This is a genomic window from Nocardioides sp. GCM10023255, assembly GCF_042653125.1.
Classification (GTDB): Bacteria; Actinomycetota; Actinomycetes; order Propionibacteriales; family Nocardioidaceae; genus Nocardioides.
Genome location: NZ_JBHSHU010000009.1, coordinates 381,139 through 402,265 on the forward strand (window position 1 = coordinate 381,139; position 21,127 = coordinate 402,265).

General features: G+C 72.7%; 23 protein-coding genes and 1 pseudogene. 14 read left to right on the plus strand and 10 right to left on the minus strand.

Features of this window, described 5'->3' with window-relative positions:
- Nucleotides 1-3 precede the first annotated feature (3 nt).
- Entirely contained in the window at nt 4-1,377 is a 1,374-nt protein-coding gene (locus ACFO9I_RS15665; RefSeq protein ID WP_379182442.1) for a threonine dehydratase, read from the minus strand.
- Between the two features lie 161 nt (nt 1,378-1,538).
- Between ACFO9I_RS15665 and ACFO9I_RS15670 the strand changes: the two genes are divergently transcribed.
- From ACFO9I_RS15670 to ACFO9I_RS15680, 3 genes are all read left to right on the plus strand, one after another.
- Nucleotides 1,539-2,735, plus strand: a complete 1,197-nt coding sequence (locus tag ACFO9I_RS15670; RefSeq protein ID WP_379182444.1) for a hypothetical protein — start codon at nt 1,539-1,541, stop codon at nt 2,733-2,735.
- Nucleotides 2,732-2,854, plus strand: coding sequence for a hypothetical protein (locus tag ACFO9I_RS15675; RefSeq protein WP_379182446.1), 123 nt, complete (start codon nt 2,732-2,734; stop codon nt 2,852-2,854). Before ACFO9I_RS15670 ends, ACFO9I_RS15675 begins: the two co-directional genes overlap by 4 nt.
- 61 nt (nt 2,855-2,915) lie before the next feature.
- A complete protein-coding gene (locus ACFO9I_RS15680; protein WP_379182448.1) occupies nt 2,916-4,313 on the plus strand; it encodes a hypothetical protein in 1,398 nt (465 codons plus the stop codon).
- Here the strand turns inward: ACFO9I_RS15680 and ACFO9I_RS15685 are convergent.
- Nucleotides 4,295-5,485, minus strand: coding sequence for a serine/threonine-protein kinase (locus ACFO9I_RS15685; protein WP_379182450.1), 1,191 nt, complete (start codon nt 5,483-5,485; stop codon nt 4,295-4,297). The two genes, ACFO9I_RS15680 and ACFO9I_RS15685, sit on opposite strands and share 19 nt — an antisense overlap.
- Before the next feature lie 225 nt (nt 5,486-5,710).
- Here ACFO9I_RS15685 and rpsF point away from each other — a divergent pair, with 225 nt between their 5' ends.
- The 4 genes from rpsF (at nt 5,711) to rplI (ending at nt 7,446) form a co-directional block, all read left to right on the plus strand.
- Entirely contained in the window at nt 5,711-6,001 is a 291-nt protein-coding gene (gene rpsF, locus ACFO9I_RS15690; RefSeq protein WP_379182452.1) for a 30S ribosomal protein S6, read from the plus strand.
- Nucleotides 6,002-6,098: 97 nt separating this feature from the next.
- Nucleotides 6,099-6,677: a single-stranded DNA-binding protein gene (locus ACFO9I_RS15695; RefSeq protein ID WP_379182454.1), complete on the plus strand. Its 579-nt coding sequence runs from the start codon at nt 6,099-6,101 to the stop codon at nt 6,675-6,677.
- Nucleotides 6,678-6,748: 71 nt separating this feature from the next.
- Complete coding sequence (gene rpsR / locus ACFO9I_RS15700; RefSeq protein WP_179661957.1) at nt 6,749-6,985, plus strand: 30S ribosomal protein S18; 237 nt, start codon at nt 6,749-6,751, stop codon at nt 6,983-6,985.
- A 14-nt stretch (nt 6,986-6,999) separates the two neighbouring features.
- Nucleotides 7,000-7,446, plus strand: coding sequence for a 50S ribosomal protein L9 (gene rplI, locus ACFO9I_RS15705; RefSeq protein WP_379182456.1), 447 nt, complete (start codon nt 7,000-7,002; stop codon nt 7,444-7,446).
- Nucleotides 7,447-7,470: 24 nt separating this feature from the next.
- On the opposite strand, the gene ACFO9I_RS15710 is transcribed toward rplI, so the two are convergent.
- On the minus strand, nt 7,471-8,058 hold the full coding sequence (locus ACFO9I_RS15710; RefSeq protein ID WP_379182458.1) for a hypothetical protein: 588 nt from the start codon (nt 8,056-8,058) through the stop codon (nt 7,471-7,473).
- 9 nt (nt 8,059-8,067) lie between these two features.
- Nucleotides 8,068-9,468 carry an MATE family efflux transporter gene (locus tag ACFO9I_RS15715; RefSeq protein WP_379182460.1) on the minus strand — a complete coding sequence of 467 codons (1,401 nt, stop codon included), beginning with the start codon at nt 9,466-9,468 and terminating at the stop codon, nt 8,068-8,070.
- Between the two features lie 523 nt (nt 9,469-9,991).
- Between ACFO9I_RS15715 and dnaB the strand changes: the two genes are divergently transcribed.
- Nucleotides 9,992-11,440: a replicative DNA helicase gene (gene dnaB / locus ACFO9I_RS15720; RefSeq protein ID WP_379182462.1), complete on the plus strand. Its 1,449-nt coding sequence runs from the start codon at nt 9,992-9,994 to the stop codon at nt 11,438-11,440.
- A gap of 31 nt (nt 11,441-11,471) precedes the next feature.
- On the opposite strand, the gene ACFO9I_RS15725 is transcribed toward dnaB, so the two are convergent.
- From ACFO9I_RS15725 to ACFO9I_RS15740, 4 genes are read right to left on the minus strand one after another with little or no spacing between them, the layout of a single operon-like run.
- A complete protein-coding gene (locus tag ACFO9I_RS15725; protein WP_379182464.1) occupies nt 11,472-11,960 on the minus strand; it encodes a GNAT family N-acetyltransferase in 489 nt (162 codons plus the stop codon).
- A 10-nt stretch (nt 11,961-11,970) separates the two neighbouring features.
- A complete protein-coding gene (locus ACFO9I_RS15730; protein ID WP_379182466.1) occupies nt 11,971-12,792 on the minus strand; it encodes a MerR family transcriptional regulator in 822 nt (273 codons plus the stop codon).
- Between the two features lie 4 nt (nt 12,793-12,796).
- Nucleotides 12,797-13,597: an ABC transporter permease gene (locus tag ACFO9I_RS15735; RefSeq protein WP_379182468.1), complete on the minus strand. Its 801-nt coding sequence runs from the start codon at nt 13,595-13,597 to the stop codon at nt 12,797-12,799.
- A complete protein-coding gene (locus ACFO9I_RS15740) occupies nt 13,594-14,370 on the minus strand; it encodes an ABC transporter ATP-binding protein (RefSeq protein WP_379182470.1) in 777 nt (258 codons plus the stop codon). Before ACFO9I_RS15740 ends, ACFO9I_RS15735 begins: the two co-directional genes overlap by 4 nt.
- A 98-nt stretch (nt 14,371-14,468) precedes the next feature.
- Here ACFO9I_RS15740 and ACFO9I_RS15745 point away from each other — a divergent pair, with 98 nt between their 5' ends.
- Genes ACFO9I_RS15745 through ACFO9I_RS15760 form a run of 4 tightly spaced genes read left to right on the plus strand, consistent with a single transcriptional unit; the run spans nt 14,469 to nt 18,217 of the window.
- Nucleotides 14,469-14,918, plus strand: coding sequence for a helix-turn-helix transcriptional regulator (locus ACFO9I_RS15745; RefSeq protein WP_379182472.1), 450 nt, complete (start codon nt 14,469-14,471; stop codon nt 14,916-14,918).
- A 5-nt stretch (nt 14,919-14,923) separates the two neighbouring features.
- Nucleotides 14,924-15,334, plus strand: coding sequence for a VOC family protein (locus tag ACFO9I_RS15750; protein WP_379182474.1), 411 nt, complete (start codon nt 14,924-14,926; stop codon nt 15,332-15,334).
- A gap of 1 nt (nt 15,335) precedes the next feature.
- Nucleotides 15,336-15,836 carry a glyoxalase gene (locus tag ACFO9I_RS15755; RefSeq protein ID WP_379182475.1) on the plus strand — a complete coding sequence of 167 codons (501 nt, stop codon included), beginning with the start codon at nt 15,336-15,338 and terminating at the stop codon, nt 15,834-15,836.
- A gap of 29 nt (nt 15,837-15,865) precedes the next feature.
- Nucleotides 15,866-18,217 (plus strand): ATP-binding cassette domain-containing protein, encoded by a 2,352-nt coding sequence (locus ACFO9I_RS15760; RefSeq protein WP_379182477.1) that lies wholly within the window; start codon nt 15,866-15,868, stop codon nt 18,215-18,217.
- Nucleotides 18,218-18,311: 94 nt separating this feature from the next.
- On the opposite strand, the gene ACFO9I_RS15765 is transcribed toward ACFO9I_RS15760, so the two are convergent.
- Nucleotides 18,312-19,268 (minus strand): succinylglutamate desuccinylase/aspartoacylase family protein, encoded by a 957-nt coding sequence (locus ACFO9I_RS15765; RefSeq protein WP_379182479.1) that lies wholly within the window; start codon nt 19,266-19,268, stop codon nt 18,312-18,314.
- Nucleotides 19,268-19,741 (minus strand): ATP-dependent zinc protease, encoded by a 474-nt coding sequence (locus ACFO9I_RS15770; RefSeq protein ID WP_379182481.1) that lies wholly within the window; start codon nt 19,739-19,741, stop codon nt 19,268-19,270. The genes ACFO9I_RS15765 and ACFO9I_RS15770 overlap by 1 nt, the downstream gene beginning before the upstream one ends.
- Before the next feature lie 89 nt (nt 19,742-19,830).
- On the opposite strand from ACFO9I_RS15770, the pseudogene ACFO9I_RS15775 reads away from it, so the two are divergent.
- Both ACFO9I_RS15775 and ACFO9I_RS15780 read left to right on the plus strand, forming a co-directional pair.
- Nucleotides 19,831-20,688 (plus strand): annotated as a pseudogene (locus ACFO9I_RS15775) (ATP-grasp domain-containing protein); the annotation flags it as partial.
- A 30-nt stretch (nt 20,689-20,718) separates the two neighbouring features.
- Complete coding sequence (locus ACFO9I_RS15780; RefSeq protein WP_379182803.1) at nt 20,719-21,021, plus strand: cation:proton antiporter regulatory subunit; 303 nt, start codon at nt 20,719-20,721, stop codon at nt 21,019-21,021.
- Nucleotides 21,022-21,127: the final 106 nt, after the last annotated feature.

Consider the following 21,127-nt stretch of genomic DNA (forward strand, 5'->3'; position numbering starts at 1 on the left):
CGCTCATCCTAGGAAGGCCCGCTGCAGGACCTCGAAGTCGGCGTTGCCCCCGGTGTGCACCACGGCGACCTTCGCGCCGGCGACCCGCTCGCGCTCGGTCAGCAGCCCGGCCAGCGCCAGGGCTCCCGCCGGCTCGGCCAGGTTGTGGGTGCACCGGTACATCAGTGCCATCGCCTCGGCGGCCTGCTCCTCGCTGACCCGCACGAAGCGGGCCGCACCGGTGCTGATGGTCGCCACCGCGTCCGGGTGCGGGGTGCGGCAGGCCACCCCGTCCACGAAGGTGTCGGCGGTCTCGGTCGGCACCGGCTGGCCGGCCGCGAAGGAGAGGGCGTACGCCGGCGCCCGCTCGGCGACCACACCCACGACCTCGCAGCCGCGTCCGAGCAGGTCGCGCACGGTGATGTGGGCGCAGATCCCGCTGCCCATGCCGACGGGCACGTAGACCACGTCGAGGTCGGGCACGGCCTCGTGCAGCTCGACGGCGTACGTCGCCACCCCCTCGACCAGCCACGGGTGGAACGACGGCACCATGAGCAGCCCACGCTCGGCCGCGAGCAGCTCGGCGTGCTCGACGGCCTCCTGGAAGTCGCGCCCGTGCTCGACCACCTCCGCGCCGTACGCCTCGGTGGCCTGGTTCTTGTCCGCGGAGTTGCCCTCGGGCACCACGATCGTGACCGGCACGTCGTGCACGCGCCCGGCGAAGGCGAGGCTCTGGCTGTGGTTGCCGCGGCTGGCCGAGACCAGACCGGCCGGCGGGTCGCCGGCGGCGAGCAGCCGGTCCACGAAGTTCAGGCCGCCGCGCACCTTGAAGGCGCCGGTGGGGTTGTGGTTCTCGTGCTTGACGTAGGTGGGCGTGCCGGTGAAGCGCTCGAGCAGCGGCCAGCGCAGCGTGGCGGTGACCGGGACGTGGTCGCGCACCCGTGCCGTCGCGGCGCGGAGCGACTCCCGAGTGATGGTCGACCCGGTGTCGGACCAGCCCGACCGGGAGGACGGCGCCACCACGGTGGCACCGCTCGCGGGGAGCGGGCCGGTGGCGACGGCGATCTGGGCCACGGACACGGGGATGTCGCCGGGGTCGGCCGCCCCGGACGCGAGGTGGTCGGCGAGGTCGCGCAGCATCGACAGCCGGGTGGTGGCCACCGGGTTGCCGATCCGGGTCCGCCGCGCCTCGGACACCGCCGTCAGCATCGGCACGGACACCCCGATCGTGCCGGCGACCTCGCGCAGGTCGAGCCCCACGTGCTCCCCGATCCGGTCCAGCAGCTCCTGCACGGGGGCGCCGTACAGCTCCTCCTGCTGCCGGCGCCGCCCCGCCGTACCGTCCCCGGGACCGGCCCCGGAGTCGGCGGCAGCGTCGTCCGCACCCGTGTCGGTCACGGCGGAGACCTCCTCGTGTCGAGCCCGCGATGTTTCGCCCGGCGGCAGCGTGGAAGCCTGTTCCCAGCGGCCGCCGCGGTTCACCGTAGACCCCGGCCGTGACGGGAACCAGTGAACGGGGCAAGGGGGACTCTCGGGTGACTGCCGCCAGGATGCGGGCCGTGGCCACGCTCGGACTCGGCGTGCTCGTCCTCGCCCCCGCCGCTGCGGCGGCGGAGGGGCACGGGTTCGCCGGCGAGCCGCTGACCCCGGGCACCAACGTGCAGGAGACCACCCTGGTGGGCAGCGGTCTCTACACGGTGCCGGTCGCGCAGGGCGCCGAGGAGCAGTACGTCGAGGTGCAGCGCGACGACCCGGACGGCACCCTCTGGTACGGCGCCACGGCGCTCGTGCCGGGCAGCACGAGGACGACCTCGCCCACCCTGACCCTGGAGAGCAGCCCGGACGGGACCGGCGACTCGTGCGTCGGCTACGAGTCGCTGTCGTCGACGGCGGGCCAGAGCGGGATCGCCAGCGAGCTGTTCAGCACCGACCACTCGGCCGCCTGCCGGCAGGCCGACTCGGTGGTGCTGCGCACGGCCGGGACCGACGTCCCTCCGGGTGACTTCCAGCTCCTGGTCTGGGAGGAGCCGGCGGTGACCAACGAGGCGATGCTGCCCGAGAAGAGCCTGTCGGTGGTCTGGAGCCCCACCGCCGCCGACCCGGACCCGCAGGAGGTCGTGGCCGGGCGCACCTTCACCGATGCGCCCGAGGTCTCCGGCGGCACGTACGCCGTGCACGTCGACCCCGGCGAGCCGGCCCTGCTCCGGGTCCCGCTCACCTGGGGCCAGCACGCCCAGGTCGAGGCCACCAGCACGACCCGCGCCCGCGGCTACGCGTCGGTGGAGGCCCGCTGGTTCACGCCGCTGGGCGGCACCCTCGGCGCCACGGCCTACAGCGGCGGGCCGGAGGCCCGCGACATCACCCTGGACGGATCGGGGGACCCGGCCGGCTGGGTGACGCCGACGGTGGCCTGGCGCAACCGGGAGGGGCCGGCCAAGCAGGCTCCGGCCGCCTTCGCCGGTGACTACTACCTGTCGATCGACACCGCCCCCGAGGACGTCCCCAGCGACGGCGTCGACGTGACGCTCACCGTGGCCACGGTGACCGACTACGCCCCCAAGCCGCCGGAGTACGCCCAGGACCCGCCGCCGATGCCGTTCGTCAACGGCTCCTCGCCCGGCGAGCGGGCGACCTCGTCGTCGGCGGCCGACTCCGGCACGCCGCCCTGGCCCCTGGTGGGCGGCCTGTTCGCGACCGCCGCGGCCTTCGCGGCCGCGGGCGCCGTCCTGTTCCTCCGGCGGAGGGCGAACCCGTGACCGCCCTCCTGCTCCTCGCCGAGGCCCGGCCCTGGGGTGTCGCCTTCGGCCTGCTCGCGGTCGCCGGCGTCGCGTTGCTGGCCGGTCTGGTGGCCCTGACGACGGGCCGCCGCCGATGACCTCCCCACCCGTCCCCGCGAACCACGACAGCATCCCCACCGACCTGACCGGAGAACCCTGGTGAGCCACCTGAGCGTCCTGCGCCGTCGACCCGCCCTCGCCCGAGCGACCAGCGCCCTCGGCGCGGCGGTGCTGCTCGCGGCCGGGCTGGTCCCCGCCCTCCCGGCCGCCGCGGCGCCCGCCTCGATGGCCGACGGCTCCGGGGTGGTGGTGCCCGAGGGTCTGACACCCGTCGACGGTGGGGACACGGCGGAGACCGCGGCGACGGTCACCTCGGGTCGGTACGTGGACAAGACGGCGGCCGTGGAGCAGGAGAACATCTACAAGTTCCGGCGCACCATGGACGGCTCGGCCGTCATGTTCGGCGTCACCGTGCTCGACCCCGAGCACACCCGGCGCCGCGAGCGGCTGCGGGCGGTGCTGCTGGTGCGCAACCCCGACGGCAGCCTGGTCGTGTGCGGCCGGGCGATCTACGACAAGGAGCAGCGGGCCCGGCTGATGCCGCTGTCGTCGCACGCGGGCTTCTCCAACCCCAAGCAGGAGTGCGCCGACGCGGACGAGTTCTTCCTGCTGGTGTTCAGCAACGAGGGCAGCGAGCTGCCCGCCGACGTCCCCTACGAGCTCGACGTCTGGGAGGGCGCGCCCGCGACGAACCTCGAGGAGCTGCCGCCGACCGGGTACGGCAGTGCCGAGGTCTACGCGCCCGGCCCGCCCGAGCTGAGCGTCGAGCCGGGCACCTCCATGACCGACGCCCCGGTCCTGGCCCCGGACGACTCGGTGCACGTCGACCTGCCGCTGGGGCGGGTGTCGTGGTTCGCCGTCCCGCTGGGCTTCAACGAGGAGCTCGACGCGGTGGCCACCGTCACCGACGAGGCGGGCAGCAACGGCGGTGCGGGTGTCGAGATCCGCCTGGTCTCGCCCGTGGGCGGGGTGGTGAGCGTCGGCGAGCTCGACACCGACCGGCACCAGCCGACCGCCACCCTCGGCTCCGCGCCGGTGACCGTCGAGACGCACGGCTGGCTGGTCTCGCCGCGCTCACGCACCGACTACAAGGCCACCGACTACTTCAGCAGCGAGGCGCCGTTGACCGCGGAGCCCGGCCTCTACTACATCGCGGTCTACGCCGGGAACGTCACCGGTGACGAGGACGCCACCCTGCCGATGACGCTCGGCCCGGGCGTCAAGGGCCCGACCGGTCTCTACGAGCGGGGCAAGAAGCCCGTGTACGCCGGCACCACCACCCCGCTCCCGGAACCGACCGGCGCCGAGCCGGTGGCCTACGACCCGTCCGAGCCGGCCACGGCCGGGAAGTCCGGCGAGCCGACGGCGGCGGACCGGCAGGACGAGGGCACGAACGTCGCCGTCGTGGCGGGCCTGGCCGGCGGCGCCGCGCTGCTGGTCGTCGCCGGGGTGGTCCTGCTGGTGCTCAACCGGCGTCGTCAGCCGACCACGAGGTAGAGCGCGACCGCGCTGAGCACCAGCGCGACGACGAAGCAGGCGATCGCGATTAGCGTCGCCGTCGAGCCGCCGGCGGCGGGCGCCGCGCCCCGCACCGTCGTGGCGGGCCCCTCTTGGGCGGGCGGACCCCACGACCCGGACGGCGGTCCGGCGGGCGGCGCCGACGAGGGGCCGGACGCACCGAACGACCCGGCGCCGTACGACGCAGCACCGGGCGCCGGGGCGCCCGACGGCGCGCCGGACGGCGTCCCGGAGGCGGGGGCGTGGGCGGGGACCGCGACGTCACCGAGCTGGTCGAAGACCTCCGGCGGCTCGGGGTCGTCCTGCCAGGGCGCACCCGGGGGCACGCCGAGCCTGCGCAGGTAGTCGAGGGCCGCCGACGCCGACGGGGGGCGCTGCTCCACGTGGGCGCTGGTCATCGCGTCGAGCAGCGGCTTGAGCACGCCGGGCGGCGCCCCCTGCTGCTGGCGCGGGGAGAGGCCGGTGAGCATCTGGATGGCGACCACGCCGGTGGCGTAGAGGTCCTGCCGCGGGTCGGGAGCCGCGCCGCGCACCTGCTCGGGCGCCATGTAGCCGTCGGTGCCGATGGCGCCGGGGAAGCGGGTGAGCCGCACGTCGTCGACGAGCGCGGCGACGCCGAAGTCGCCCACCCGCACGACCGGGCGGCGGGTGCCGGTCGCCTCGAGCAGCAGGTTGGCCGGCTTGATGTCGCGGTGGACCACGCCCGCCCCGTGGATCGCCTCCAGCGCCTGGAGGGTCTGGTCCAGCACGACCGCGACGTAGCTCTCCGGGAGCGGGCCGTGGTCGCCGAGCAGCGTCTGCACCGACCCGCCGCGGACGAGGTCCATCGTGAAGACGACCAGGTTGTCCTCGGCGGCCCAGCCGCTCGGCGCCACCACGTGGGGGTGCTGGATGCGGACCGACTGCTCGCGGACGAAGCGCAGCAGCATGCCGCCGTCGTGCTGCCCGAGGACCTTGGCGGCGACGAAGCGGCCGGTGCGCAGGTCCCAGGCGCGCCAGACCGAGCCCATGCCGCCGGCGCCGATCTGGTCGACGAGGACGTAGCGTCCGGCGAGCGGCGGGGGCGCTGCCGGTGCGGGCGCCTGCGAGGGCACCTGCGACGGGGTGGGGGTCGACGGGTGGCCCGGCTGGGGACTGTTGGTCTCGGTCATCGCGGGGGACGATACCCAGCGGGCGGCGGGTTCACTCCGGCGCCGGGGCAGGGATTTCGGTGGGCGGGATCGCCGCTGTTAACCTTGGGCGTTCTCCGTGTCGACGCCCACCGACGGGCCGAGCGCGGAGCACCCCCACCCGACGTACGTCACCGGTGGGGAACGCAACGCCCTCCTGCCACGGAGAGACCGTGGCCGCCGAGTCCAGAGGAGGTGGAGACCGCTTTGCGTGCCTATGAAGTCATGGTCATCCTCGACCCCAGCATCGAAGAGCGCACCGTCGAGACGTCGCTCGACAAGTACCTCAACGTCATCCGCAAGGATGGTGGCAGCATCGAGTCCGTCGACGTCTGGGGACGTCGCCGCCTCGCCTACGAGGTCAAGAAGAACGCCGAGGGCATCTACGCCGTCATCACGCTGAACGCCGAGCCCGCCACGGTCAAGGAGTTCGACCGTCAGCTCGGCCTCAACGAGTCGATCCTCCGCACGAAGGTCATGCGCCCCGACGCTCACTGAGCGTCGATTGTGGAGGAACCCTTCCGCCTGTCGGTGCCAGCGGCAACGATGGGCGCGAATCGATCAACGGCTTGATCAGAACTAGCTAGGAGACCGCATGGCAGGCGAGACCGTCATCACGGTGGTCGGCAACCTCGTCGACGACCCGGAGCTGCGCTTCACCCCCTCGGGGGCGGCCGTGGCGAACTTCCGGATCGCGTCGACGCCGCGCACCTTCGACCGACAGGCCAACGAGTGGAAGGACGGCGACGCGCTGTTCCTCAGCTGCTCGGTCTGGCGGCAGGCAGCGGAGAACGTCGCCGAGTCCCTGCAGCGCGGCATGCGTGTCGTCGTGCAGGGTCGCCTCAAGCAGCGCTCCTACGAGACCCGTGAGGGCGAGAAGCGCACCGTCGTCGAGCTCGAGGTCGACGAGGTGGGCCCCTCCCTGGCGTTCGCCACCGCGAAGGTCACCCGCGCCTCCCGTCAGGGCGGCGGGGGTGGCTACTCCGGCGGCGGCCAGGGCGGTCAGGGCGGTCAGTCCCGTCCGCAGTCCGGCGGCAACGACCCGTGGGCGACCCCGGCTCCCCAGGCGGGCGGCCAGGGCGGCCAGGCGGGCGGCGGCTACGGCGGCGGCCAGCCCCAGGGCAACGACCCGTGGGGTGCGCCGGGCGTCGGCTCGGACGAGCCCCCGTTCTGATCCAGCACCATCCCAACCGAATCCCTCAACCATTCCGGCGTCAGCCGGGCTTCTAGGAAGGAAGCACCACAATGGCCAAGGCAGTGATTCGCAAGCCCAAGAAGAAGGTTTGCCAGTTCTGCAAGGAGAAGGCGACCGGTGTCGACTACAAGGACACCGCGCTGCTCCGCAAGTTCATCTCCGACCGCGGCAAGATCCGTGCGCGTCGGGTGACCGGCAACTGCGTCCAGCACCAGCGCGACGTGGCGATCGCGGTCAAGAACGCCCGCGAGCTCGCCCTGCTGCCCTACACGTCCACCGGTCGCTGAGAGGAGCCAGTCAGATGAAGCTCATCCTCACCCAGGAGGTCACCGGCCTCGGTGCCCCCGGCGACGTCGTCGAGGTCAAGGACGGCTACGGCCGCAACTACCTGGTCCCGCGCGGTGTCGCCATCCGCTGGACCCGCGGCGCCGAGAAGACCGTCGAGTCGATCAAGGCCGCGCGCGCCTCGCGTGCCGTCCGCGACCACGACCACGCCGCCCAGATCAAGAGCAAGCTCGAGGCCCAGACGGTCGCCGTCAAGGTCCGGGCCGGCGAGGGCGGTCGCCTGTTCGGCGCCGTCACCGTCGCCGAGATCGCCGGCGCGCTCACCGAGGCGTCGGGCGAGCAGGTCGACAAGCGCACGATCGTCGTCGACAACCCGATCAAGTCGCTCGGGGCCCACGAGGTCTCGGTCAAGCTCCACGACGAGGTGTCCGCCACGGTGGCCCTCAACGTGATCCCCGCCTGACCTCACGCCCGAGCAGCACGACGCTCAGCCAGGGGCCGTCCCTCCTCCGGGAGGGGCGGCCCCTGTCGTCGTCCGGCCCGCCCGGTCGGGGTCGTCGGGCAGCGCCCACGGGGCGGAGGCGTGGCGGAAGAGCAGCCAGACGAGGGCCACCGCCACGAGACCGGCGGCGAGGTAGGACGTCGTCTCGAAGGAGTCCAGCCCGCCGCCGAAGACCAGGACCGGCAGCAGGCCGACCACGACCAGGGCCGTGCGCAGCAGGCGCAGCCGCCGGGCCGGCCTCGCGTCGGTGGCGACGTCGGCGGCGGCGGCCAGCGCGTGGCACAGCAGCACCGAGAACGCCAGCTGCGGCAGGTTGGCCGCCCAGCCCAGCGACGCGTCCGCGTCGTAGAGCGCCTCGGTGACCGCCGGGAACCACACGACCGCGGAGACGGCGCCGGCGAGAACCGCCAGGCCGCCGAGCGGGACCCGGTGGGGTACGCCGCCGGGCAGCGCGCGCACCCCGATCACCACCAGCAGCCAGCCGACCGGGTCGGCGAGGGCGTCGTACCCGCCGAAGCGGGCCGAGAGGACCACGATGAGCAGCCCCATCGCGATCGACTGGAGCGGCTTCATGGGGTCAACCTACGCAGCCGGGGACGGCGGCGAGGAGGCGGTCGCCGGGCCGACCCCGGTCACCAGCCAGTCGTCGCGACGCTCCCTGCTCACCAGCACCACCAGCCGGGCGCCCATGAACAGGCCGGCGAACGCGACCCAGATCGCGACCAGGCCCGCCGACGCGTGGGCCAGCGCCAGCGCGACCGGGGCGTAGACCACGAGGGTGACCAGGCCGGCCCGGGCGAGGTAGCGGCCGTCGCCGGCGCCGATCAGCACCCCGTCGAGCACGAACACGACCCCCGCGACCGGCTGGCCGAGCGCCGCGACGAGCAGCACGGGCACCAGCTGGTCGCGGACGGCGCCGTCGTCGGTGAACAGGACGCCGAGGAGGGGGCTGACGAGGGCGAGCAGCAGCCCGGTCACGACCCCCGCGCGCAGCCCCCAGGTGACCATCCGCCGGGTGACGGCGCGGGTGCCCGGTGCGTCGCCGGCGCCGAGGTAGCGGCCGGTGATGGCCTGCGCGGCGATGGCGATCGCGTCGAGCACGAAGGCCAGGAACGTCCAGATCGTCATCGCCAGCTGGTGGGTGGCGAGCTCGACCTGCTGGTCGAAGCCGTCCGCGGCGCCGAGCGTGACGGCGTACGTCGTGACCAGCAGCGCCGCGCGCAGGGTGAGCGTCCGGACCACGAGCGCCACGCCGGCGTGCGCGGCGGCCCGGATGCCGGCGAGGTCGGGGCGCAGCGGCGCCTGCTCGCGCCGGGCGGCGCGGACCACGACCAGGAGCAGCGCGGCGGCGCTGGCGACCTGGGCGAGCACCGACCCGAGCGCGGACCCGGCGATGCCCAGGTGCGGGAGCGCCCCGGGTCCGAAGACGAGAAGCAGGTTCAGCACGACGTTGAGGGCGTTCCCGGCCACCGCCACCACCAGCGGGCTCCGGGTGTCCTGGAGGCCGCGCAGCACGCCGGTGGTGGCCAGCATGACGAGCAGCGGGGTGGTGCCCAGGAAGGCGATCCGCAGGTAGGTGGTGGCCGCGTCGCTCACCTCGGGCGTGGCGCCGAACAGGTCGACCAGCGGCCCGGCGAGCGCGACGCCGGCGAGGGTGGTCAGGGCGCCGATGCCCACCGCCAGCCACACTCCGTCGATGCCCTGCGCGAGAGCGCCCCGCAGGTCGCCGGCGCCGAGGTGCCGGGCCACCGAGGCCGTGGTGCCGTAGGCGAGGAAGACGCACAGCCCGACCGCGGTCTGGATCACGGCGCCGGCGACGCCCAGGCCGGCCAGCTGGGTGGTGCCGAGGTGGCCCACGATCGCGGCGTCGGCGAGCAGGAAGAGCGGCTCGGCCACCAGTGCCAGGAAGGCCGGGACCGCGAGCCGCCAGATCTCGCGGTCGACGGATGACACGGTGGTGATTCTAGTCACGGTAAGGACCATTCATGCGTCGATGCCCCCCACTGGGGCTAGTCCGCCACCCCCTGTGGGTAACTATGCCTCATCTGTGGGAATCCCGGGGTCCGAGCGCTTTGTCGACATAGCCGACGGGGGTCGAAGAGGTGTCCGGAGGGTGAACGAACAGATCTCGCAGGTATTTTCCATCCACACCTGTGGGATCGCGTTGTCGCAGGTCAGAGCGGTATCGGGGGAATTGACTCCACAGTTCTCCACAGGTTGCTCCCCAGCTGGTGCACAACTCGCCGCGTGTCGTCCACGACCTTCGGCCTGTTATCCCCAGGACCTGTGGACAACGGGCTTTCACCGGGCTGCCCCGCCGACGTACGGTCCGGGGGTCGCCCGGCCTGCGGGAACCGTCCCGAGGCCGCGCAGGCGGCCTCGATCGTCCTGTTGTCGGCACCCGTCCCTACCGTGGTCCGTGCCGCGCCCGGGGGCGCGCGGAGCCGGTGCGACGGCGACGGGCCGGACGGTGCCGGGACGACCAGATGAGTGCAGGAGGCCCAGGGTGAGCACGACGGGGCAGGAGTACCGGGACCACGGCTCCGCCGGCCAGTTCGACGCGGGACTCGCGGGGTCGCCGCTCGACGAGTGGGGCGACGGCCCGGCGCCGTACGCGCCCGGCGAGCGGCCCAGCCGGCCCGGCGACCGCACCCCGCCCCAGGACATGGCCGCCGAGCAGTCCGTGCTCGGCTCGATGCTGCTGTCCAAGGACGCCATCGCCGACGTCGCCGAGGTGCTGCGCGGCGCCGACTTCTACCGCCCCTCGCACGAGACGATCCACGAGGCGATCCTCGACCTCTACAGCCGGGGCGAGCCGGTCGACATGGTCACCGTCGCGGCCGAGCTCCAGCGCCGCGGGGAGCTGCAGCGGATCGGCGGGGCGCCGTACCTCCACACGCTGTCGGCCAACGTGCCGATCGCGGCGAACGCCGGCTACTACGCCGAGATCGTCCGCGAGAAGTCGATCCTGCGCAAGCTCGTCGACGCCGGCACCAAGATCGTCCAGATCGGCTACGCCGGCGAGGGCCAGATCGACGACGTCGTGGACCAGGCGCAGGCCGAGGTCTACAAGATCGCCGACAAGCGCACGGGCGAGGACTACGTCCCGCTCTCCGACATCATGGACGGCGTCCTCGACGAGATCGAGGCGATCAGCAACCGCGAGGCCGGGCTGTACGGCGTGCCGACCGGCTTCGCCGACCTCGACGACCTCACCAACGGTCTGCACGCCGGTCAGATGATCATCGTCGCGGCGCGTCCGGCCATGGGGAAGTCGACCCTCGCCCTCGACTTCTGCCGGGCCGCCTCGATCCACAACAACCTGACGAGCGCCTTCTTCAGCCTGGAGATGACGCGCTCGGAGATCACCATGCGCCTGCTGTCGGCGGAGGCGAAGGTCCCGCTCAACCACATCCGCAACGGCAACATGAACGACGACGACTGGGCCAAGCTGGCCCGCAAGATGGGTGAGGTGTCGTCGGCGCCGATGTTCATCGACGACTCGCCGAACATGACGATGATGGAGATCCGCGCCAAGGCCCGCCGGCTCAAGCAGCGCCACGACCTGCGCCTGATCGTCATCGACTACCTCCAGCTGATGAGCTCGGGCAAGAAGGTCGAGTCCCGCCAGCTCGAGGTCTCGGAGTTCTCGCGCCAGATCAAGCTGCTCGCCAAGGAGCTCGAGATCCCGATCATCGCGCTGTCCCAGCTCAACCGTGGCGCCGAGCAGCGGGCGGACAAGCGGCCGATGGTCTCCGACCTGCGTGAGTCGGGATCGATCGAGCAGGACGCCGACATGGTGATCCTGCTGCACCGCGACGACGTCTACGAGAAGGAGTCCACCCGTCCCGGCGAGGCGGACGTGATCGTGGCCAAGCACCGCAACGGCCCCACCCGCGACCTGGTGGTCGCCTTCCAGGGCCACTACTCGCGCTTCGTCGACATGGCCCACTAGCCGGCCCGGTGCCGCCGCCCTGGCTGCGCAGTCAGCCCAGCTGCAGGATCGTCTCCTCGATCTCGGTCCCACGGGCCCGTGCGAACGCCACCTCCGTGCCGACCGCGCGGAACCCGTTCCTGACCAGCACCCGGAGCGAGCCGGCGTTGTCGCTGGCCACCCGGGCACGGATCGGGCGGGTCGGCACCCGCTCCAGCAGCAGGGCGAGGGCGCGGCTGGCGATGCCCCGCCCCCACGCGGCGCGGTCGATCCAGTAGGTGACCTCGTGCTCACCGTCGATGACGAAGGCGGCGATGCTGCCGACCAGGTCGCCGTCCGCGGTGACGGCGAGGTGCGTGGTCCCAGGCGCTGTCAGCACCCGCCTCATGTGCGCGTCGAACCACTCCCGGTCGTCGGGGTCCTCGGCCGTGAACGCGGCCATCCGCACCGACTCCGGGTCACGCATCTGGTCGAACAGCGCGTCCAGGTCGGAGTCGCGCACCGGTCGCAGCGCCACCTCGGGCCCACCCGTGTCGTCCATGGTCCGGACGCTAGCGGGCAGGACCGACGGCGTCAGGGGCCCGGACCGTCGCGGCGGCCCGCTCCATGCGGCTCCAGCCGGCCCACCCCCGTTCAGCCAGCAGCTCCCGGAGCCGCTCCACGATGGGGTGGGCGTCGGAGGCGTAGGCGTCGATGAGGCCGACGAACGCGTCGTCACCCAGCTCCTCGCTCTGCCGGTCCAGCTCCCCGCGTGCCGCGGACTCCTCGGCCATCTCGGCCATCAGGTCGGCCACCGCGCCGAGCTGGTCCTCGTCCGGCCGGCCCCCGTCGACGCCGCTGTGGACCAGCCCGTCGATCAGCCGGTAGAGCCGCACCGTGCGGGGGTCGTCGAGCTGGGCGGTCTTGTCGGCCATGAACTCGGGGATCTTCTCCGGCCAGCGGGCGGCCACGAGGATCCAGCCGTCGCGCTCGCCCTCGACCATCGCGTCCGACGCGCCGCTGGCGCGCAGCTTGTCGAGGTAGGCGACGACCTCGGCCGGCAGCGCCAGCGAGTCCCCGTCGGCGAGCCGGGCGATCCGTCGCCGGTGCTCCTGCAGCTCGCGGATCCGCGCGCGCAGCTCGGCGTCGATCTGCACCACGGCGTCGCCGAACTCCTCGGGCGTGGCGGCGAGCAGCTCCGAGACCCGGGCCAGGGGCACGCCGGCCTCGGCCAGGGTGCGGACCCGGATGAGGCGGACGACGTCGCCGGCGCCGTACGTCCGGTAGCCGGAGGCGTCCCGAGCCGGCTCGGGCAGCAGCCCGACGTGGTGGTAGTGGCGCACCGTGCGCACCGTGACCCCGGCGTGCGCCGCCAGCTGGCTGATCGTGAGCATGGGCTCAGCCTGCCCGAACCCTGCCGAACACCCGGTCGGCCCACCGGAAGCAGAGCACCGTGACCAGCAGGCACCAGCCGATCGCCCACCAGGCGTCCGCGCCCGGGTCGCTGCCCTCGAGGAAGGCCCGCAGGGTCTCGATGACCGGGGTGAAGGGCTGGTGCTCCGCGAACCACGCCAGCCCGGTCGGCATCGAGTCGGTCGGCACGAAGGCGCTGGAGACGAACGGCAGCAGGATCAGCGGCATCGGTGCGTTGCTGGCGGCCTCGACGCTGCCGCTGGCCAGCCCGAGGGCGACGCACAGCCAGGTCACCGCCCAGCCCATGAGCAGCAGGATGCCGATCGCTCCCGCCCACCCCGTGAGCGAGGCGTCGCTGCGGTAGCCCAGCAGGAGCGCGATCGCGAGGACCACGGCGAGCCCGAAGACCGTCTGCGCCATCGCCGCCAGCACGTGCGAGGTCAGCGGCGCCGACCGTGCGATCGGCAACGTCCTGAACCGGTCGATGATGCCCTCGGTCGCGTCCTTCGCGACCAGGATCGCGGTGCTCTGCGCCACCGACACCACCGTCATGACCAGGATCGCCGGCGTGAGGTAGTGCAGGTAGTCGGCCCGAGGGTCGGCGCTGCCGGCCCCGCCGGGAAGCCCGGCGCCCAGGGTGCCGCCGAGGACGTAGACGAACAGCAGCAGGAACACCACCGGCATGCCGAGGATCGTCAGTGTCAGGGACGGGTAGCGCAGCAGGTGCTTGAGGTTGCGGCGCGTCAGCGTGGCCGAGTCGCGGACGGCGTAGGTCATCGTGGTCATCGGAGGGTCTCCGTCTCGTCGTCGTGGTCGGTGGTGGCGGCGTGGCCGGTGAGCGCGAGGAAGACGTCGTCGAGGGTCTCGCCACCGGCCTGCGCCTTCAGCTGTGCCGGCGTGCCCTCGGCGACCAGGCGCCCGCCGTCGAGGAGCCCGACGGTGTCGGCGAGCTGGTCGGCCTCCTCGAGGTACTGGGTGGTCAGGAAGATCGTCACGCCGTCGGCGAGCAGCTCGCGGACGATCAGCCAGAGGTCCCGGCGGCTGCGCGGGTCGAGACCGGTGGTCGGCTCGTCGAGGAAGATCAGCCGCGGACGGCTCACGAGCGTCATGGCGAGGTCGAGGCGGCGCTTCATGCCGCCGGAGTACGTCGCGGCGCGGCGGTCGGCGGCGTCGGCCAGCCCGAACCGGCCCAGCAGCTCGTCGGCCCGAGCCGTGACCTCGCGCCGGGGCAGATGTGCGAGGTCCGCCATCAGCCGGAGGTTCTCCCGTCCGGTCAGCAGCTCGTCGATCGCGGAGAACTGGCCGGTGACCCCGATGGAGCGGCGTACGCCGTCGGGCTCGGTCCGGACGTCGAAGCCGGCGACCCGGGCCACGCCCTCGTCGGCGGCGATCAACGTGGAGAGGATGCGGACCATGGTGGTCTTGCCGGCGCCGTTCGGCCCGAGCAGGGCGTAGACGGTGCCGGTGGGCACGGAGAGGTCGATGCCGCGCAGGACCGCGTCGTCGCCGTACGACTTCACGATCCCGGCGACCTCGATGGCGGTGGTCTGAGGAGTCATGGTGACAGCGTCGAGGGTTGACGCAGCGTCAAGGTCAAGCCCCGGCACGCACCGAAATTCTCCGCGCGGCCGCGGCCGGGACGTGACACGATCGTGGGGTGACGAGCAGACCCGTCGACCCGCAGCGGCTGCGCGACCTCGCGCTGCTGCGCCGCGTCCGTGACCGGATGGACCGCGAGTACGCCCAGCCGCTCGACGTCGAGGCGCTGGCGCGCGGCGTGCACATGTCGGCCGGGCACCTGAGCCGGCAGTTCAAGCTCGCGTACGGCGAGTCGCCGTACGCCTACCTGATGACCCGGCGCATCGAGCGCGCGATGGCGCTGCTGCGGCGCGGCGACCTGAGCGTCACCGAGGTCTGCTTCGAGGTCGGGTGCTCGTCCCTGGGCACCTTCAGCACCCGGTTCACCGAGCTGGTCGGGATGTCGCCCAGCGCGTACCGGACCCGGATGGCGCCGGCCACGACCGAGATGCCGGCCTGCGTCTCGAAGCAGGTCACAAGACCGGTCAGGAATCGAGAAGCACGGGAGCCGGCGTCGCCTCTAGCGTGATCGGCATGGACATCACCATTCACAACGCCTTCCTCCCGCACGACGACGGCGAGGCCGCCCTGGGCTTCTACCGCGACCTGCTCGGCTTCGAGCTGCGCAACGACGTCGGCTACAACGGCATGCGCTGGCTGACGGTCGGCCACCCGGACCAGCCCGGAACCTCCTTGGTGCTGCACCCGCCGGCCGCCGACCCGGGCGTCACCGACGAGGAGCGCCGGACCATCACCGAGATGATGGCCAAGGGGACCTACGCGATCCTCACCCTCGCGACTCCCGACGTCGACGCGACCTTCGCGGCGCTGGAGGCCGGTGGCGCCGACATCGTCCAGGAGCCCATCGACCAGCCGTACGGCATCCGCGACTGCGCCGTCCGGGACCCGGCCGGCAACCTGATCCGGATCAACGAGGTGCGTTGAGATGGCCTCGATCCGCTCCGTCACCCTCGAGGCGCCCGACCCCGCCGCCGCCAAGGCCTTCCACGCCGCGGCGTTCGACCTCGACGACACCGTGCGCGTCCGCGCCGGGGACGCGCCGACCACCGGCTTCCGGGGCTACACCCGGTCGCTGGTCGTGTCCCAGCCGAGCACCGTCGACAGCCTCGTCGGCACCGCCCTCGACGCGGGCGCCACGTCGCTGAAGCCGGCCAGGAAGGGATTCTGGGGGTACGGCGGCGTCATGCAGGCCCCGGACGACGCGATCTGGAAGGTCGCGACGAGCGCGAAGAAGGACACCGGCCCCACCACCCGGAAGGTCGACGAGGTCGTGCTGCTGCTGGGGCTCGAGGACGTCAGGGCCAGCAGGCAGTCCTACGTCGAGCGGGGCCTGGCCGTGGCGAAGAGCTTCGGCAGCAGGTACGTCGAGCTCGAGAGCCACGCCTCGGCCCCGGACGGCCTCGCCTGGGCGAGCCCGGCCGCCTGACCCACGAACCGACAGGGGAGACATCCAGCATGCACGTCGCCGACACCCACGACCTGATCCGCGTGCACGGTGCGCGCGTCAACAACCTCAAGGACGTGAGCGTCGAGATACCGAAGCGGAGGCTGACGGCGTTCACCGGCGTCTCCGGCTCGGGCAAGAGCTCCCTCGTCTTCGCCACGATCGCCGCCGAGTCGCAGCGGATGATCAACGAGACCTACAGCGCCTTCGTGCAGGGCTTCATGCCGAGCCTGGCCCGCCCCGAGGTGGACCTCCTCGAGGGCCTGACGACGGCGATCATCGTCGACCAGGAGCGACTCGGCGCGAACCCCCGCTCCACCGTCGGCACCGCCACCGACGCCAACGCGATGCTGCGCATCCTCTTCAGCCGCCTCGGCGACCCCTACGTCGGCCCGCCGACGGCGTTCTCCTTCAACGTCCCTACCCGGCGGGCGAGCGGCGTCATGTCGACCGAGAAGGGCGGCCGGGTGGAGAAGAGCGTCGTCCGCGGCGCGGTCTACCTCGGCGGCATGTGCCCGCGTTGCGAGGGGATGGGCAACGTCACCGACATCGACCTCACCGCGCTGTACGACGAGTCGAGGTCGCTGCGCGACGGGGCGCTGACGATCCCGGGCTACTCGATGGACGGGTGGTACGGCCGGCTCTTCGAGGGCATCGGGCTGCCGATGGACGCGCCGATCGCGACGTTCACCGCCAAGCAGCTCGACACGATGCTCCACGCGGAGCCGACCAAGATCAAGGTCGAGGGCGTCAACCTCACCTTCGAGGGGATCATCCCGAAGATCCAGAAGTCCATGCTCTCCAAGGACCCGGAGGCGATGCAGCCGCACGTGCGGCGGTTCGTCGAGCGGGCGGTGACCTTCCAGACCTGCCCCGAGTGTGACGGCACCCGGCTCACCAAGGAGGCGCTGGCGGCGAAGGTCAACGGCAAGAACATCGCCGACCTGTGCGCGATGCAGATCAGCGACCTGGCCGCCTGGGTGCGCGACCTCGAGGAGCCGACGATCGCCCCGCTGCTGGCCGGGCTGCGGCACCTGCTCGACTCGTTCACCGAGATCGGGCTCGGCTACCTCTCGCTCGACCGCCCGGCCGGCACGCTGTCGGGCGGCGAGGCCCAGCGCACCAAGATGATCCGCCACCTCGGGTCGTCGCTCACCGACGTCACCTATGTCTTCGACGAGCCCACCATCGGGCTGCACCCGCACGACATCGAGCGGATGAACCAGCTGCTGCTCCAGCTGCGCGACAAGGGCAACACGGTGCTGGTCGTCGAGCACAAGCCCGAGGCGATCGCCATCGCCGACCACGTGGTCGACCTCGGCCCGGGCGCCGGGTCCGGGGGCGGCGCGGTCTGCTTCGAGGGCACCGTGGAGGGGCTTCGCCGCAGCGACACCGTCACCGGCCGTCACCTCGACGACCGGGCGGCGCTCAAGGACGAGGTCCGCACCCCCACCGGGACGCTCGAGATCCGCGGCGCGGCCACCCACAACCTGCGCGACGTCGACGTCGACGTGCCGCTCGGCGTGCTGTGCGTGCTGACCGGTGTCGCGGGCTCCGGCAAGAGCTCGCTGGTCACCGGCTCGCTCGTCGGTCGTGACGGGGTCGTGTCGGTCGACCAGAGCGCGATCAAGGGCTCCCGGCGCAGCAACCCCGCGACGTACACCGGACTGCTCGAGCCGATCCGCAAGGCGTTCGCCAAGGCCAACGGCGTGAAGCCCGCGCTGTTCAGCTCCAACTCCGAGGGCGCCTGCCCGACGTGCAACGGGGCGGGCGTGATCTTCACCGAGCTCGGGGTGATGGCGACCGTCGAGTCGCCGTGCGAGGACTGCGAGGGGCGGCGCTTCCAGGCGTCGGTGCTGGAGTACACCCTCGGTGGCCGGGACATCAGCGAGGTGCTGGCGATGTCGGTCAGCGAGGCCGCCGCCTTCTTCGCCGACGGCGAGGCCAAGGTGCCCGCGGCCCACCGGATCCTGGACCGGCTCGCCGACGTCGGACTCGGCTACCTCAGCCTCGGGCAGCCGCTCACCACGCTGTCCGGCGGTGAGCGCCAGCGGCTCAAGCTGGCCGCCCAGATGGCCGACAAGGCTGAGGTCTACCTCCTCGACGAGCCGACCACCGGCCTGCACCTCGCCGACGTCGAGCAGCTGCTCGGCCTGCTGGACCGGCTGGTCGACAGCGGACGTTCGGTCATCGTCATCGAGCACCACCAGGCCGTGATGGCGCACGCCGACTGGATCATCGACCTCGGCCCGGGCGCCGGGCACGACGGCGGCCGGGTCGTCTTCGAGGGCTCGCCCGCCGACCTGGTCGCCGACCGCTCCACCCTCACCGGCCGGCACCTCGCGGCGTACGTCGGCCGCTGAGCGTGCGCGGGCTCGGAGGTGTAGGTCGTCGTGAGGCCGCCCGTCGAGGGGCTCACCGCCGCCAGCAGGAGCAGCGCGGACAGGGCGAGCCGGGTCAGTCGGCGGGGGCGGCGAGGTGCACGACCGCGTCGCCGCCGTTGACCACCGGCGCCTCGGTCCGGCCGATCACGATGCCGGTGCGGTCGGCGCGCACTAGCCGCAGGGTGCGCCCGAACGAGTCGGACAGGCTGCCCAGCCGCTCGCCGTCGGCGACCCGCTGCCCGAGCTGTGCGTCAAGGTGGAGGAAGCCGGTGTGCCGGGCCCGGACCCAGCCGCTCTGCCGGCACTCGACGCTGGGCTCCGGCGCCGGTTCGTCGACCGCGTCGATCATGCCGAGCGCGGCCAGCACCCGGCGCACGCCGTCCACCGCCGCCGTGATCGCCCACTCGTCGAAGCGCCACGCCTCGCCGCCCTCGTAGAGCAGCACCGTGGCCCCCCGCTCCCGCGCTGCGTGCCGCAGCGAGCCGTCCCGGATGCGCGCGTGCAGCATGACGGGGGCGGCGAACGCAGCAGCGAGGAACCGGGTGCGCTCGTCGTCGAGGTCGGCGCGGACCTGGGGCAGGTTGGTGCGCCGGTCCGAGCCGGTGTGCAGGTCGATCCCGACCTCGCACTTGGCCACGACCTCGGTCATCATCAGGTGCGCGATCCGGCTGGCCAGGGAGCCCCGGGACGACCCCGGGAACGAGCGGTTGAGGTCGCGCCGGTCCGGCAGGTAGCGCTCGCCGGTCATCACGCCGAGCACGTTGAGGACGGGGACCGCGATCAGGGTCCCGCGCATCTCGCGGGGGGAGAGGGCCGCCAGCAGCCGGCGGACCACCTCGACCCCGACCACCTCGTCGCCGTGCGTGGCGGCGTTGACCCACACCACCGGCCCGTCCTCGCGGCCGTGGATGATCCGGACCGGCAGTCCGACGTCGGCCCCGGTGATCATCCGGGTGATCGGCAGCTCGAGGTCGCGGGCGCTGCCCGCCCGGACCCGGACCGGGCCGATCGCGAACGAGTCGCGCGCCATCAACGTCCCCGGTTCCGGCGGCGCACCGGCAGCGGCGGTCGGCCGCCGAGGTAGGAGCGCGCGGGATCGACCACGAAGTCCTGGCGCAGGGCCTCGCGCCCGATCAGCATCCGGAAGCCCATCTGGTCGCGACGCGACAGGGTCATCTCCGTGGTGACCGTGCGGCCCACCAGCCGGACGTCCATGCGCACGACGTACCGCTCGTCGGAGTGCCCGGAGGAGCTGCGGACGACCCGGCGGTCGTGCACCCGGCTCTCCACGGTCGTGGCGTCCTCGCCGGAGCCCTGCCAGGGGTGGATCGAGTAGCGGACCCACGGCTCGCCGTCGCGCTCGAACTGCTCGATGTCGAAGGCGTGGAGCGCCGAGGAACGGGCGCCGGTGTCGATCTTGGCCTTGACCCAGCTGACACCGCAGTCGGGCAGACCGACCCACTCCCGCCAGCCGGCGATGGTCTTCTCATCAGTCGTCGGCATGCGCCCATCCTGTCAGCAGGCGCCTGTCCGGCGCCGCACCGCCGGTGCTTGAATGGGCGGCCGGCACCCCACCTCGGACCAGGACGGGCATGAAGCTAGCGATCCTCTCCCGCGCCCCGCGCGCCTACAGCACCCAGCGACTCCGGTCGGCCGCGCTGGACCGCGGCCACACGGTCAAGGTGCTGAACACGCTGCGGTTCTCGATCGACCTCTCGGGCGAGGAGCCGGACCTGCAGTTCCGTGGCAAGCAGCTCTCGCACTACGACGCGATCCTGCCGAGGATCGGGAACTCCATCACCTACTTCGGCACCGCCGTGGTGCGGCAGTTCGAGCAGATGGACGTCTACACGCCGAACCCGGCGTACGGCATCACCAACAGCCGCGACAAGCTGCGCGCCACCCAGATCCTGTCCCGGCACAACATCCGGATGCCGGCCACGACGTTCGTGCGCGACCGTGCCGACGTGATCCCCGCGATCGAGCGGGTGGGCGGGGCCCCGGTGGTCATCAAGCTGCTCGAGGGCACCCAGGGCATCGGCGTCATCCTCGCGCCCGACCGCAAGGTCGCCGAGGCGATCATCGAGACCCTGCACAGCACCCAGCAGAACGTGCTGATCCAGCGCTTCGTCAAGGAGAGCAAGGGGCGCGACATCCGCGCGCTGGTCGTCGGTGACCGGGTGGTCGCGGCGATGCGGCGGGTCGCGCAGGGCGACGAGTTCCGGTCCAACGTGCACCGCGGCGGCTCGGTGGAGCCGGTGGCGCTGGACGAGGAGTACGAGCGGACCGCGGTGCAGGCGGCCCAGATCATGGGGCTACGGGTCGCCGGCGTCGACATGCTCGAGGGCAACGACGGCCCGCTGGTGATGGAGGTCAACTCCTCGCCGGGCCTCGAGGGCATCGAGACCGCCACCCAGCTCGACGTGGCCGGCGCGATCATCGACTACATCGCCAACCAGGTGGCCTTCCCGGAGATCGACGTGCGCCAGCGGCTCAGCGTCTCGACCGGGTACGGCGTCGCCGAGCTGCTGGTCCACCCGGGTGCGGACCTGGTGGGCAGGAAGCTGAGCGAGTCGGGGCTCGACGAGCGCGACATCACCGTGCTGACCCTGCACCGGGGCGCGAAGGTCATCCCGAACCCGCGGCACAAGGAGGTCGTCGAGGCGGGCGACCGGCTGCTGTGCTTCGGGAAGCTCGAGGAGATGAAGTCGATGATCCCCGCACGTCGCAGGCGCCGGGCCCGGGTCAAGAAGCTGCCCGAGCAGCCCATCCACGAGGGCTGAGGGCGGCCGGCGGGTCCAGACCGGTCGGCCGTCCGGGTTTCGCAGACGTAGCGCTCGGGCACCTGGGTCGTTGACCAAGGGTTCGACCTCCTCGGCGAAGGGCCAC